Source organism: Microvirga ossetica, from assembly GCF_002741015.1.
Taxonomy (GTDB): Bacteria; Pseudomonadota; Alphaproteobacteria; order Rhizobiales; family Beijerinckiaceae; genus Microvirga; species Microvirga ossetica.
In genome coordinates, this window is sequence record NZ_CP016616.1 from 4919963 (window position 1) to 4934820 (window position 14858).

Sequence of the window (14858 nt, forward strand, 5' to 3'; positions counted from 1 at the left end):
GGTATGGAGTACCGATGACGGTCCAACGGCAGATCGGGTTCTGGATTGCGGCGCTCGCCGTCGCGGTCCTGCTGTTGTTCGTCCTGCGCGGCATCCTACTGCCGTTCGTGGCGGGCTTCGCGCTGGCCTATCTGCTCGATCCCCTGGCCGACCGGCTGCAGAAGGTCGGCATCGGGCGCTTGGGGTCAAGCCTGCTGATCCTGGTCCTCTTCGTCCTGGTCTTGATCATCTCCCTCATGATCCTGGTTCCCTTCGCGGCGCAGCAGGTGGCAGCTTTCGTAGAAAGGCTGCCCGGCTATGTGACGAGACTTCAGGAATTGGGGACCGAGCAACTCGGCCCGCTGATCCGGAAGCTTGGGCTCGAGGATGCCCTGCCGGCGGCGCCGCCCTCCATCGGCAACCTCATCAGCCAGGGCATCGCCTGGATCACTGCGTTCCTGCAGGGCCTGTGGTCGGGCGGGCAGGCGCTGATCGGCATCTTCTCCCTGCTGGTCGTGACGCCCGTGGTGGCCTTCTACATGCTCGTCGACTGGGATCGCATGGTGCGCACCGTGGATTCCTGGATGCCGATGCGCCATCGGGACACGATCCGCGCCATCGCCCGCGACATCGACCGGGCGATTGCCGGCTTCGTCCGCGGCCAGGCGCTCGTCTGCCTCATCCTCGGCACGTTCTATGCGGTTAGCCTCGCCCTCGTCGGGCTCAATTTCGGCGCCCTGATCGGCATGACGGCAGGCATCTTGAGCTTCATTCCCTATGTAGGCTCGCTCACCGGCCTCATTCTTTCAGTTGGCGTCGCCATCGTGCAGTTCTGGCCGGACTGGACCATGATCGCGGCCACGCTCGGCATCTTCATCTTCGGCCAGTTCGTCGAAGGCAACATCCTGTCGCCGAAGCTCGTGGGCGATTCCGTCGGCCTGCACCCGGTCTGGCTCATGTTCGCGCTCCTCGCCTTCGGCGTGCTCTTCGGCTTCGTCGGCCTGCTGCTGGCGGTGCCGCTCGCCGCCGCCATCGGCGTAATCGCGCGCTTTGCCCTGCGCCAGTATCTGGCAAGCCCCCTCTATCGCGGTACGGAGACGTTGATCCTGCCGCCCGTGACCCGGATCGAGATCGAGACCGACCGCAAGGCCGATCTCGATGCGTGAAACGCCCAAGCAGCTTACCTTCGATCTCCCCCTCGATCCCCGCTTCGGCGCCGAGGATTTTCTGGTCAGCCCGTCGAACGAGCAGGCCTATGGGCTGATCGAAAGCTGGCCGGACTGGCTGGATACGATCCTGCTCCTGGTCGGGCCGCGCGGCAGCGGCAAGAGCCATCTCGCCTCCATCTGGGCGACGAACGCCCATGCCTGGACCATCGACGCGACACAGATCACGCAGGACAAGGTCCCGCATCTGGTCTCGAACGGTGCGCTTGCCATCGAGGACATGGACCGGGGCGAGCGCGACGAGGCGGCCTTGTTCCATCTGCTCAACCTCGCGCGGGAGAAGCGGGCCTTCCTGCTGATCACGAGCGAGACGCCGCCCGACCGCTGGTCCCTGCGCACCCCCGATCTCCTGTCGCGCCTGCGCCTTGCCCCGAGCGTGGCGCTGGAGGCGCCGGACGATGCGCTCCTCAAGGCGGTGCTGGTGAAGCTTTTCGTCGACAGGCAACTCGTGGTCGATACCTCCGTTGTCGATTATATTGCTCTGCGGATCGAACGGTCGCTGGCGAAGGCCTCGGAACTCGTGGCGCTCCTCGACCGGGAGGCCTTGAGCCGGGGCCGGCGCGTGTCCCGGGCTATCGCGGCGGAGATCCTTGGCGCCGCGCAGGAAACGGAAGAGAACGAGTGAAGCCCGAGACCAACGCCCTGTTGTCGAACCGTCGTGAAACCGTCACGAAGCCCAGAGCAAAACGGACGCCGAAGAAGGATGCGGCGGAGATCGATGTGCGCAGCGCGATTGCCCTGAAAGAGCTGGAGACCGACAGCGAGGCGCCTTTGCCGAAGGCGCCGCCGGACATCGAGCTCGACGGCGCGGTGCTGCGGCGCTTCCCTCAGCGCTACATCAACCGCGAGCTGTCCTGGCTGCAATTCAACCGGCGGGTGCTCGAGGAGGCTTCGAACAGCCACCATCCGCTTCTGGAGCAGCTGCGATTCCTGTCGATCTCGGCGGACAATCTCGACGAGTTCTTCATGGTCCGCGTCGCGGGCCTCATCGGCCAGGTGCGCTCGGGCGTCGCCGCCGCGTCTCAGGATGGGCTGACGCCCCAGGAGCAGCTGGCGAAGATCTCGGTCGCCGTCTCGAACCTCGCATCCGACCAGCAGCGGCGCTGGCGCGAATTGCGGGATATCCTGCTGGAAGAGGGCATCGTCCTCACCGAGGGAGCCGGCCTGACGAAGGCCGAAGGGTCCTGGCTCGAGGATTACTTCCTCAGCCACGTCTTCCCGGTGCTGACGCCGCTCGCCATCGACCCGGCGCATCCGTTCCCGTTCATTCCCAATCTCGGCTCCTCCATCGCCCTGAAGCTGGTTCGCCGGAGCGACGGCAAGGTTTTGAATGCGCTCATCCGCCTGCCGTCGCGGGCCGAGCGCTTCATCCGCCTGCCGGATTTCGCGGAAACGGGAGCCACGCGCTTCATCGCGCTGGAGCAGATGATCGTGCTCTACACGAGCCGCCTGTTTCCCGGTTACGAAGTGCAGGGACAGGGCGCGTTCCGCGTGATCCGCGATTCCGATCTCGAGGTGGAGGAAGAGGCCGAGGATCTGGTGCGCCTGTTCGAGACGGCGCTCAAGCAGCGCCGCCGCGGCAGCGTGATCCGTCTCGAGGTCGAGGCGGCGATGCCGGAGGACCTGCGCCTCTTCGTGGCCGAGGAGCTGGAAGTGTCCAGGGACGAGGTCTTCGTCGTCGAGGGCATGATGGGCCTGCGGGACCTGTCGCAGCTCGTGGGGCTGGAGCGGCCGGATCTCAAGTTCAAGCCGTACAATCCACGCTTCCCCGAGCGCATCCGCGAGCACAGCGGCGACTGCTTCGCCGCGATCCGCGAGAAGGACATCATCGTCCACCACCCTTACGAATCCTTCGATGCGGTGGTGCAGTTCCTGCGCCAGGCCGCGCGCGATCCGAACGTGGTGGCGATCAAGCAGACGCTCTATCGCACCTCGTCGGACTCGCCCATCGTGGCGGCGCTGGCGGAAGCGGCGGAGGCGGGCAAGTCGGTCACCGCGCTCGTCGAGCTGAAGGCGCGCTTCGACGAGGAGGCCAATATCCGCTGGGCGCGCGACCTGGAACGCGCCGGCGCGCAGGTGGTGTTCGGCTTCATCGAGCTGAAGACGCATGCGAAGCTGTCGATGGTGGTGCGCCGCGAGGGCAGCCAGCTCATCACCTATTGCCATGTGGGCACGGGCAATTACCACCCGATCACGGCGCGCATCTATACCGACCTGTCCTATTTCACCGCCGACCCGGTGATCGGGCGGGACGTATCGCGCATCTTCAATTTCGTGACGGGGTATGCGGAGCCTGCTGAGCTGGAGCGCATGGCTGTCTCGCCGCTGACCCTCAAGAAGCGTCTCCTCCAGCACATCGCGGAGGAGGTGGAGCACGCGAAGGCCGGGCGGCCCGGCGCGATCTGGGGCAAGTGCAACTCGCTCGTCGATGCCGACATCATCGATGCGTTCTATGACGCAAGCGCCGCAGGCGTTCAGATCGACCTGATCGTGCGCGGCATCTGCTGCCTGCGTCCGGGCATCAAGGGTCTGTCGGAGAACATCCGGGTGAAGTCCATCGTCGGGCGCTTCCTGGAGCACACGCGCATCTACGCCTTCGGCAACGGGCAGGCGCTGCCCAACCCGAAGGCCCATGTCTACATCTCGTCCGCCGATCTCATGTCGCGCAATCTCGACCGACGCGTCGAGGCGCTCATGCCGATCGTCAATACAACGGTGCATCAGCAGGTGCTCGACCAGATCATGCTCGCGAACCTGCTCGACAACGAGCAGAGCTGGAATGTCCTACCCGACGGCTCGAGCCAGAGGGTGGTGCTGGCCAAGGGCGAGGAACCATTCAACGCCCACAAGTATTTCATGACAAATCCGAGTCTGTCGGGCCGTGGCAAATCCCTCAAAACCTCAAGTCCCAAGGCGCTCGCCAAGCGCGGGCAACGCTGACATGCCGGCTCTCAGCTTCGAGGCTCCGGGACGGCTCAAACTCGGCCGGCCCGTCGCCATCATCGATATCGGCTCGAACTCGGTCCGTCTCGTGGCCTATGAGGGCCTCACCCGGGCCGTCACGCCGATCTACAACGAGAAGGTCCTCTGCGGCCTCGGCCGTCACGTGGCGACCACCGGGCGCCTCGACGACGATGCGGTGGACCGCGCCCTGCGTGCGCTCGCCCGGTTCCGCGTGCTCTGCGAGACCATGAACGTGTCCGACATCTTCGTGCTCGCCACCGCGGCCGCACGCGATGCCTCCAACGGACCGGCCTTTTTGGCGGCCGCGGAGAAGGCCTGCGGCCAGCCGATCAGCCTGCTCTCCGGCGCCGAGGAGGCGCGGGCTTCTGCCCTTGGCGTCATCGCCGGCTTCCATGCGCCCGACGGCATCGTCGGCGACATGGGCGGCGGCAGCCTGGAGCTGGTCGACGTGAAGGGCGCCCAGGTCGGGCAGGGGATCACCATGCCACTCGGCGGCCTTGCCCTGCAGGATGTCAGCGGTGGCTCGTTGAAGCGGGCTCAGAGGATCGTGCGCGAAGCCCTTGAACGGGCACCGGAATATCTCGAAAACCTGCACGGCCGCACCTTCTATGCGGTCGGCGGGACTTGGCGCGCCCTGGCGCGGCTGCATCAGGCGGCGCGGGATTATCCGCTCCACGTGATGCACGGCTACATCATCGATCCCGACGACGGCCTCGACTTCCTGCGTCTCGTGGAGGAGGCCGATTCCAAGACGCTCAAGGACATCGAGAGCGTCTCCGAGGCCCGCCGTCCGCTCCTGGCCTACGGCGCCATCGTGCTTGAGGAGATCATCCGCCTCGGCGAGCCGAAGGAGGTGGCGATCTCCGCCTTCGGCGTGCGCGAGGGCGTGCTCTTCGACAAGCTCGATGCGCAAACGCGGGAGCGCGATCCGCTCATCGCGGCGGCGAGCGATCTCAACCTTCTGCGCTCGCGCTCGCCCCGGCATGGGGAGGAGCTGAGCCAGTGGACCGAGGCCTTCATCCGCAGCCTGAACCTGCCGGAGACGGCCTACGATACGCGCATGCGCCGCGCGGCCTGCCTGCTCGCCGATATCGGCTGGCGCGCCCACCCCGATTACCGGGGCGAGCAGAGCCTCAATCTCATCGCCTATGGCGCCTTCGCGGGGCTCGATCATCCGGGCCGCGCCTATCTGGCGCTGTCGATCTTCTTCCGGCACGAGGGGCTATCGCCCGACAAGGTGAGCTCGCGCATCAAGACGCTCGCCGGCCCCCGGCTGCTGGAGCGCGCCCGCCTCCTGGCGGCGCTGATGCGCGTCGCGTATCCCGTCTCGGTCGCCATGGAAGGCGTCCTGCCGCAGGCGCCGCTCCTCGCCCGGGGCAACCAGGTGGTGCTGCAATTGCCGGAGCATATGGAGCCGCTGGCCAACGAGCGCCTCTCCAGCCGCCTGAGGGCTCTCGGCAAGCTCCTCAACATGGAACCGGTGATCGAGATCCATTGAGAGGTCGCTGGCCGGATCGCGGGTGCGTTGAACCGCCTCGCATCTTATCATTTACAAGACATGACGTTGGGTTAACTTATCTGTCTACGGAGCTTCGCCGCGGGGAACGCCCATGGAACTGGTCGATCCGAATGCCGTAAGGAACGCGGAGCGGTCGAGCGAGCCCTATGATTATCTGCTGACGGCAAATCTTCTGAAGCGGGACATGATCGACGACCTGCGGCGCGATTTCCCCGCCATCGACAAGCCTGGCTATCTCACCGTGGACGAGGTCAAGCTTCATGGCCGGTTCAAGCAGCTCATCGCCGAGCTCGAAGGCCCTGAGCTGACGGAAGAGCTGTCGAAGAAATTCGGCATGGACCTTCATCAATATCCGCGCCTGACCACCATCATGAGGCGGTCACAGCCGAAATACGGCGCAATCCACACGGACGGCCCGTCCAAGGTCATGACCATGCTCGTCTACATGAATGACGAGTGGGAGCAGGACCAGGGAGGCCGCCTGCGGGTTCTCTACGACGAGAAGAACTACGACCGCTACAAGCTGGAAGTGCCGCCGACCATGGGCACGATGTTCGCATTCCTGCGCTCCGATCGTTCCTGGCACGGCCACCTGCCTTTCGCGGGCGAGCGGCGCGTGGTCCAGGTCGCATGGGTAAAGAGCCAGGCCGACATCGACCGCAAGAAGAAGCACAACAAGGTGGCCCAATTCTTCAAGGGCATCTTCGGGCGCTGATCCGCCTGGGCCTCATGGCAATCGGTGTATAAGCGGGGACGGGCTTCTGCCCGGCCACCTGCCTGTCTGGGGGATCCATGGCGCCGAATATCAGAACCACCGCAAGCCGCCTCGTCTACGAGAACCGCTGGATGCGCTTGCGTGAGGACGCGATTGTCCGTCAGGACGGCTCGCCCGGCATCTACGGCGTCGTCGAAAAGGCGGATTTCGCCATCATCGCTCCCGTCGAGAACGGCATGATCCATCTGGTGGAGCAGTATCGCTACCCGGTGCAGGGCCGCTATTGGGAATTGCCGCAGGGATCGTGGGAGGATTCTCCCGAGACCGACCCGCTCGAACTGGCCCGAGCCGAATTGCGCGAGGAGACGGGGCTCATCGCGGAAACGATGCTGGCTATGGGCCATCTGTTCGAATGCTACGGTTATTCGAACCAGGGCTTCCACATCTACCTCGCCCAGGGCCTCCGGCAGGGCGAGGCGCACCGCGAGCATACCGAGCAGGACATGATCAGCCGCGCCTTTCCGGTCGACGAGGTGCTGGCGATGATCTCGGAGGGAGCGATCAAGGACGCGGCGACGGTGGCGACGCTGGGGTTGTTGCGCCTCAGAGGATTTCTTTGAGCGTTCAGTCCTGAGCAATCGCCCGAAGCCGCACCCGTCCGCGCTCCAACACGAGGCCGAGCTGGCCGTTCTTGAGCGCCAGGGCCTTTTCGCCGAACAGCTTGCGCCGCCAGCCGTGGAGGGAGGGGACGTCGGCATCGTCGCTGTCGGCGATGGCTTCCAGCTCCTCGACGGTGGCGATGATCTTGGGCGCGACGCCCTCCTGCTCGGCGACCGCCTTGAGCAGGACCTTCAAAAGGTCGACCACGGAGCCGGTATTGGCGCGCCCGCGGCTGCGTTCCGGGACCGGGATCGTGGCGGGATCGCGGGCGAGCGCCCGCTCCACGGAGTCCAGGATCTCGGCACCGGTGCGGGAGCGCTCGAAGCCGTTCGGGATGGTGCGCAGGCGGCCCAGCGCCTCCACGCTGCGGGGGCCCGAGGTGGCGATGTCGATCACCGCATCGTCCTTGAGGATGCGCCCGCGCGGCACGTCGCGTGCCTGCGCCTCGCGCTCGCGCCAGGCCGCGATCTCCATCAGCACCGCGATCTCGCGCGGCTTGCGCAGGCGTCCGGCGAGCCGGCGCCAGGCATTGTCGGGATCGGCCTGATAGGTCTCCGGCGAGGTGAGGACCGCCATCTCCTCGGTGAGCCATTCGAGCCGGCCGTTCTTTTCCAGCTCGGCCATCAGCGCCTCGTAGACCTTCACCAGATGGGTCACGTCCGAAAGGGCGTAAGTCAGCTGCGCGTCGGTGAGCGGGCGGCGAGACCAGTCGGTGAAGCGGGAGGACTTGTCGATCTTCGCCTTGGCGAGATCGTTGGTGAGCTGCTCGTAGGACACCGAGTCGCCGTAGCCGCAGACCATGGCGGCGACCTGGGTGTCGAAGAGCGGCGCCGGCACGATGCCGCCGAGATTCCAGACGATTTCCAGGTCCTGCCGGGCGGAGTGGAAGACCTTCACCACGCTCGGATCCGCCATGAGCGCCATGAAGGGCTCCAGGCTCATGCCTTCGGCCAAGGGGTCGATGAGATAGGCTTCGCCTGGGTCCGAGCTCGCCATCTGGATCAGGCAGAGCTTGGGGTAATAGGTGGTCTCGCGCAGAAATTCCGTGTCGACGGTCACGAACGGATGCTGGCTGAGGCGGCGGCAGGCGGCGGCCAGGGCGTCGGTGGAGGCAATCAGGTCCATGGACCGTTCATAACCGATCCGGCCGGACGCCGCGAGTCCGGGTGCGGCCTGACCGGAAAATGTTCTGGGGTAAGGTAAAATCAATTGACTCTCAGGGTTAAATTATTGTTATGATGTTGCACTGGCCCTATGCCAGGGGATGCCTCACGGCACCAATGAGTGGGGAGGTCTTCATGAAGACCAACGAAGTGATGAAGGACGACGCTCCGGTCGAGCTCAGCGAGAAGGAACTCGCAGAGGTCGGCGGCGGACGTCGCGTCATTCTCTACTAAGTCCGATCCGGCCAGACCGGGATAGGACGGGCGCGGCTTGCACCAGCCGCGCCTTGTTCATGTCACGACCGGCCGGTGCTCGTAACCCCAAGCGAGCTGCGCGCCGCATCGGCGAAGGCCAGCGTCTCTCCGTCGAGAGGCGGTGAGACCCGGCCCTCGCGCAGCACCACGATCCGGTCCGCAGCCCGGATCGTCTCCGGGCGATGGGCGATCACGATGCGGGTGATCTTCAGCTCCGCCAGCGCCCGGTTGACCTCGCGCTCCTTGTCGAGGTCGAGATGCGAGGTGCCCTCGTCCATGAACAGCATGCGCGGGCGGCGGTAGAGCGCGCGGGCCAGCAGCACCCGCTGGCGCTGGCCGCCGGAGAGCGCGGTTCCCATATCGCCGATGAGCGTGTTGTAGTTCATCGGCATCGCCATGATCTCCTCGTCGATGCCGGCCACCCTGGCGCATGCGCGCATCCAATCGAGGTCGAGGCTCGCATCGAAAAAGCAGATGTTCTCGGCGATGGAGCCTGAGAGCAGCTGATCATCCTGCATCACCACGCCGATCTGCGAGCGGAAGGCCTGGCGACCGAAATGCTCCAGCGGCGTGCCGTCGATCAGGACCGTCCCTTCGAGCGGCTTGAACAGGCCGAGCATGATCTTGAGAAGAGTGGTCTTGCCCCCGCCCGAGGGGCCGGTGATGGCGACGAACTCGCCGGCCGCGACCTTCAGCTCCACGCCGGACAGCACCTCCGGCTCCGTATCGGCGTAGCGGAAGCTCACATGCCGCAGCTCCACCGCTCCCCGGATCGGCCGCGCCACGAGGCTTTCCGCATGCCGGTCCTCCTCCCGCTCCGTGAGCGCGATGTCGGAGAGCCGGTCGAGGTGAAGGTCGAGCATCCGGTACTGGATGCCGGTCTCGATCAGGTTGGTGGCCTTCCCGAGGAACTGCTCCTTGTAGGCCATGAAGGCATAGAGCATGCCGATGGTGAGCTCGTTTCCCATGATGGCGCGGGCGCCGAGCCAGATCACGAGCACGTTCTCGAGGCCGTAGATCAGGTCGTTCGCGGTCTTGAAGCCGATGGTGAAGCGGCCCTGGCGGATCGAGCGGCTGATCGATTCCGCATAGCGGTTCTGCCACACGGCCTCGCGGTCGGATTCGCGGCCGAAGATCTTGATGCTCTGGATGGCGCGGGCCGTCTCGATGAAGGTGGTCTGCTCCTTGGCGGCCGCCTCGATCATCTCCTCCTGCCGCTGGCGCAGGGACCGGTAGAGGGCAAAGCGCAAGAGCGCATAGAGCGCGAGCGCCGCAAAGACGATGGCCGACAGCTTGGGGCTGTAGATCAGGATCATCGCGAGCGTCAGCGTCGCCATCACCCCGTCGACGAAGGCGGCCACCAGCCCTTCCGAGACCAGCCGCTGGATCGGCTCCGCGGAGCGGAAGCGCGAGACGAGATCGCCGATATGCCGCTTCTCGAACCAGGCGAGCGGCAGCCGCACGAGATGGTGGAAGAGGTTCGCGCCCATCTGGAAGTTGAGCGCGCCGCTCAAGAACAGCAGCACATGGGAGCGCAGCCAGTCCGCTCCGATATGGATGAGTGTGAGCAGGCCGAAGCCGAGGGCGAGCGCGGTCAGCAGGCCTCCGTCGCCCTTCATCACGGCCTCGTCGACGGCAAGCTGCATGTAGAAGGGCGCTGCCAGCACCGCGAGCTGCAGCACGGCGGAGAGCGCCAGCGCCTGGGCCAGCGCCCGCTTCACGCCCCGCATCCGGCCCCAGAGGGCGGTGAGATTCAGGCGGGACGTCTCCTTCTTCCGCTCGAAGCCTTCCGTCGGCGTCAGCTCCACGGCGATGCCGGTGAAATGCTTCCCGATCTCGTCGAGGGTGAGCGTGCGCACGCCGAGCGCCGGATCGTGGATCGTCACCTTCCGGGCGCCGACCTCTTTCAGCACGACGAAGTGGTTCATGTCCCAGTGCAGGATGCAGGGCAGCTTGATCTGCCCGAGCTGCTCCGGCTCGAGCCTCAAGCCCCGGCCCGTCATGCCGAGGCGGCGGCCCATGACGAGCACGTCCTTGAGGGTGACGCCCTTCAGCGAGATCGAGAACAGGCGGCGAAGCGCCACGAGATCGACCTCGCGCCCGTGATAGCTCGCGACCATGGCAAGGCAGGCGAGCCCGCATTCCGCCGCCTCGGACTGGATGATCGCCGGCAGGCGCGGGGCGCCGAAATAATCGAGGGAGGCTGCGATCCTCACATCCGCCCCCTGATGCTGATCAGCGGCTCGAACAGCCAGGCGAGGAGGGAGCGGCCCTCAAGCACGATGTCGGCCTTCAGGGTCATGTCCGGCTGGAGGGCGACCTGCCGCCCGAAGGCGTCGATCACCTGCCGGTCGAGACGCACGGTGACGCGATAGGCGGGTTCCGTCAGCGTCGTCCTCCCGATCACCTCGTTCGGCGAGAGCACCGCCTGCGAGACGGTCTCGACCGAGCCGCCGATCGTCCCGAAGCGCTGATAGGGAAAGGCGTCGACCATCAGCCGCACCCGCTGACCCGGCTCGACGAAGCCGATGGCGCGGCTCGGCACGAAGAGCTCCGCGAGCAGGCTCGCGCCGTCGGGGAGGAGGGTGAGGAGCGGCTTGGCGGGATCGACGATCTGGCCGGGCGCCGCCTGGAGCGCCGTCACATGTCCCGCGATGGGAGCGGTGAGCACCTGCGCCTGCTGTCCTTGAGCCTCGGCCTTCTGGCGCTCCCGGTCGGCGAGGCCGAGGCGCAGCTGCGCGAGACGCTCGGCCTGCTGCACGGGAAGCTGCTCGCGCTGAAGCTGGGTCTGGCCGAGCTCCTTGTCCGCCGCCGCCAGGTCCCGGTCGATCTCGGCTAGGGCCTGCCGGCGGGCGAGCAGGGCCTCGTCCTGCTCCTGCAGGGCGGTGCGGGTGGAATGGCCCTGCTGCGTCAGGCGGGCGACGGTGCCGCGCCTGTCTTCGGTCACCTGAACGCTCGGCCATGAGGCGGCGCTGGGCGCCGAGCGCATCGCGCTCCGCCGCGACGGAGACAATCGCCGCATCGAGGCGTCGGACCTCGTTGGCGACCCGCTCCGGATCGGCCGCGATCTGCTCCTTCAGCACCTGGATCTGCGTGTCGAGGGAGGCGAGAACCGCAGCGTCGAGGGTGCCGCCGGCCTCGAGCCCCTGGCGCGAGGCCACCGTGAAGAGCGGCTGGCCCGAAACCACCCGGTCGCCCTCCTTCACCCTTAGCTCCGTGACGACGCCCCCGCGCAGGGCGCCGACCCGCACGGCGCCGCCGGCCGCCACGAGCGCCCCGCCGGCGGTTTCCTTGCGCGCGTATTCCGCCGTGCCGAGGAAGACCACGACCGCCGCGACGCAGGCGAGGATAAAGCCACCCAGAACCTGCCAGGACATCGGCGCAACTGGCAGCGACACGGACGAATGCTCGCCCGAGGCAGCGGTCACGGCCTGCGGCCGGAACAATGATTGCAGCGCCAACACGATCCCTAAACGGAACTTTATATCGATACTATGTTGCAGAACAGGCACGGCGGCGCAAGGGAAAGCGGGAAGGGCGGGCGGCCGTTGTGTCGCAGAGCGCCGCGAAACCCTCCTCCCCCTTGTGGGGAGGAGTTGGAGGTGGGGGTGTGAGCGATAGCCTGTCAATGTGTGGCGGAAACACCCCCACCCCGGCCCTCCCCACAAGGGGGAGGGAGAACGCACGCGCGTTCTATGGCGAGCCGCCAATGAATTATGGACCAGCCCCTCAGGATGAGGGCTCGGGGCGCAGGCCGAGTATTGGCCGGTCTTTTCAGACGCTAGGCTGGAATCGGGCGAGATATCTGCGCCGCTCGCGGGCCTGGCGCTCGGCGCGCTTCATGAGCCAGTCGAGGATGTTGCGATCGACCACGAGGCCTGTTTCCGCATCTTCGAGCCGCTCGATCCTGTCGACCCGGAAGCCGCGATAGCCGTCGTCGGCCATGTCGATTCCTCCGAGCAGCATCTTGCCCGGACCGACCTTCAGCTCGCGCGCGATCAGCCAGCGCCGGCTCTGATTGCCGGCCTGGTCCACATAATCGAGCTCCAGCGCGCCTTCCAGCGGATAGACGTGCCAATTGCCCTCGACCCGCTCCTCATTGGGCGCGTTCCGGGGCGGCTTCAGCAGGGATGTCGCAAGGGTGCTAACCATAGGCAGAATATGGGTATTCATGCTTTGTTCCGCAAGGGTTTTGGGCTGCCGATACAGGCTCGTCGCGTAGTTCGAGAAGCCCTATCCGGAACGGCTACGCAGCCTAGCGCGGCAGGGGCCAATGTCGGTGCAGATCGTCTATCGTGAAGGCGTGGGCATGGCCGGAGGCGCGATGCTGCCATAGATGCGGATGATCTGCCGGCAGTTCCGGATGGGCATGGGCGATCACCTCCGGATCGTCCGAGGGCCAGAGCAATCCAGCCAGGACGGATCCAGCCAGCGTTATCGACCCGAGCACGGCGAGCGTTGCCGGAACTCCGGCTGCAGCCCCAAGCCAGCCCGCCATGGGATAGGTCAGCAGCCAGCAGGCATGGGAGAGGGCAAACTGAGCCGCAAAGAGGGCAGGGCGATCCTCTGCCTGAGCCGAGCGCCGCAGCAGGCGGCCTGTCGGGGTCTGAACCGCCGAGTAGCCGATTCCGAGCAGAGCCCAGGCGATCAGGAGCCCCGTCCAGCTGATCGAACTGCTCCAGGTGGCTGCCGCGAACAGGAGCAGCACCGTCCCAAGCAGAACGGCAGCCGGCAGCATGACGGCCCGGTCCGGCAGCCTGTCGAGAATGCGAGGCAGGAGGAGGGCCGCGACCATCGAGCCGCCGCCGAAACAGCCTAACGCCACCGCCACATCGTCCTCCGGCAGGCCCAGCACGCCGCGCACGATGACGACGGTGTTGACGATCACCATGGCCCCGGCTGCGGCCACGGACAGGTTGAGGGCCAGAAGGCCGCGCAGGCGCGGCGTCCTGAGGTAGATGCGCAGGCCCCGCGTGGTCTTGTCGTAGATTCCGCCCTGGCGTTCCGACTGCGCCGGCTGCGGCAGCCTGACGGAGAGAACAAGGGCGGCGGAGCAGAGGAAGCCGACCACCGTGCCGCCGAACAGCCAGTGAAAGTTGACGATGGTCAGGAGAGCGGCCGCGAGTGCCGGGCTGAGCAGGCTTTCGAGGTCGTAGGCCAGGCGCGAGAGCGAGAGCGCCCGGGTATAGTCTTTCTCATCCGGCAGCACGTCGGGAATGGTGGCCTGGAAGGTGGGGGTGAAGGCTGCCGACGCCGATTGCAGCAGGAAGATGAGCACGTAGATCTGCCAGACGTCGGTGATGAACGGCAGCAGCAGCGCGATCGCCGCCCGAACCAGGTCCATCGCCACCAGTAAGGCCCGCCGAGGCAGCCGATTGACGAAGGCCCCGACGATGGGTGCCACGCCGACATAGGCCACCATCTTGATGGCCAGTGCCGTGCCGAGAACCATTCCCGCGTCCGCGCCGGCCAGCTCATAAGCCAGGAGGCCCAGGGCTATGGTCAGCAGGCCCGTCCCCGCGAGCGCGATCAGCTGGGCAGCGAAGAGATGGCGGTAGGTGCGGCTGGCAAGGACCTCAAGCATGGTGAACTCTCGCAGACGAGGGCCGGACGTGAATGACTGCCGACAGGAAACTCTTGCGGGGGCCGAATGTGGTCCCCGACCGCGACGAACTCAAGCGCCTCGTTGCGGAAGCCATGCAGCAGGAGTGCCGCTTCAATGACTTCCTCCACGTTGCGGTCGGGCTTGTCAGGGCTATCCCATCCCGATCCGGCAAAGCTACCCACCCACGTCATCCTCGGGCTTGGAGCCGGCCATCCCCGTTCCAGAACCGCCGAAGCCGCCCTCTCACGTCATCACCGGCCTTGTGCCGGTGATCTCGATTGTTGGAGGCGCCGCGCTTGTCCGTATCGGGATGGCCGGCACAAGGCCGGCCAAGACAGTGGGAGTGTGACGAGAGGGCGACGAGAGGGGCGAGCGGAAGAGCGCCGGCAACGTTATGTTCTTACTTTGTTCTTGACAGGGATGGCAACCTCGGCTATACCCTTGCGCAAGATCTGCTCCTGACGAGGGGCGCGCTCGCGAGGCGTCGCAGTGTGGGAGCAGGCACGGTCTCGTGCATGTACCGTACGCAGGTGCGTGTGACGGGAGGCCCAGGCTGTGTGCTGCTGAATAGGGATTGGTCCCAGGCCCCCGCTGACGTTGCGGTTCCCGCCTGGCGCAGTCACTGAGCCGGCACCGCCTGTCCGCCTAAAAAAGCCGTGCGCGAAGCGGCCTCCCGGCTCTTCCATTTCACACCATGCATCAGCGAGCCGGGCCGCCCTTCGCGCCACCCTCGCTCTCCACAAGGCTCGGAGCCCAACGGCTCCGGGCCCCA

The 14858-nt window shown here is 66.1% G+C and carries 11 protein-coding genes; 6 read left to right on the forward strand and 5 right to left on the reverse strand.

Features of this window, described 5'->3' with window-relative positions:
- Positions 1-14: 14 nt before the first annotated feature.
- The 6 genes from BB934_RS23580 (at position 15) to BB934_RS23605 (ending at position 7023) form a co-directional block, all read left to right on the forward strand.
- Complete coding sequence (locus BB934_RS23580; protein WP_099511867.1) at positions 15-1145, forward strand: AI-2E family transporter; 1131 nt, start codon at positions 15-17, stop codon at positions 1143-1145.
- Positions 1138-1830 (forward strand): P-loop NTPase family protein, encoded by a 693-nt coding sequence (locus BB934_RS23585; protein ID WP_099511868.1) that lies wholly within the window; start codon positions 1138-1140, stop codon positions 1828-1830. Before BB934_RS23580 ends, BB934_RS23585 begins: the two co-directional genes overlap by 8 nt.
- Before the next feature lie 146 nt (positions 1831-1976).
- The gene (locus BB934_RS23590) at positions 1977-4145 is read left to right on the forward strand and encodes an RNA degradosome polyphosphate kinase (RefSeq protein ID WP_237050363.1); all 2169 of its coding nucleotides are present in this window, start codon (positions 1977-1979) and stop codon (positions 4143-4145) included.
- 1 nt (position 4146) lies between these two features.
- The gene (gene ppx / locus BB934_RS23595) at positions 4147-5667 is read left to right on the forward strand and encodes an exopolyphosphatase (RefSeq protein WP_173909487.1); all 1521 of its coding nucleotides are present in this window, start codon (positions 4147-4149) and stop codon (positions 5665-5667) included.
- A gap of 112 nt (positions 5668-5779) precedes the next feature.
- Entirely contained in the window at positions 5780-6403 is a 624-nt protein-coding gene (locus BB934_RS23600) for a 2OG-Fe(II) oxygenase (protein WP_099511871.1), read from the forward strand.
- A gap of 77 nt (positions 6404-6480) precedes the next feature.
- Positions 6481-7023, forward strand: coding sequence for an NUDIX domain-containing protein (locus BB934_RS23605; protein WP_099511872.1), 543 nt, complete (start codon positions 6481-6483; stop codon positions 7021-7023).
- Between the two features lie 4 nt (positions 7024-7027).
- Here BB934_RS23605 and rnd read toward each other — a convergent pair whose 3' ends face one another.
- From rnd to BB934_RS23630, 5 genes are all read right to left on the reverse strand, one after another.
- Positions 7028-8188 carry a ribonuclease D gene (rnd, locus tag BB934_RS23610; RefSeq protein WP_099511873.1) on the reverse strand — a complete coding sequence of 387 codons (1161 nt, stop codon included), beginning with the start codon at positions 8186-8188 and terminating at the stop codon, positions 7028-7030.
- Between the two features lie 334 nt (positions 8189-8522).
- Positions 8523-10697 carry a peptidase domain-containing ABC transporter gene (locus BB934_RS23615; RefSeq protein ID WP_210422119.1) on the reverse strand — a complete coding sequence of 725 codons (2175 nt, stop codon included), beginning with the start codon at positions 10695-10697 and terminating at the stop codon, positions 8523-8525.
- Entirely contained in the window at positions 10694-11428 is a 735-nt protein-coding gene (locus BB934_RS23620; protein WP_157934290.1) for a beta-barrel domain-containing protein, read from the reverse strand. Before BB934_RS23620 ends, BB934_RS23615 begins: the two co-directional genes overlap by 4 nt.
- An 827-nt stretch (positions 11429-12255) precedes the next feature.
- A complete protein-coding gene (locus BB934_RS23625) occupies positions 12256-12654 on the reverse strand; it encodes a hypothetical protein (RefSeq protein ID WP_237050070.1) in 399 nt (132 codons plus the stop codon).
- 82 nt (positions 12655-12736) lie between these two features.
- Positions 12737-14065, reverse strand: coding sequence for an MFS transporter (locus BB934_RS23630; RefSeq protein WP_099511876.1), 1329 nt, complete (start codon positions 14063-14065; stop codon positions 12737-12739).
- Positions 14066-14858: the final 793 nt, after the last annotated feature.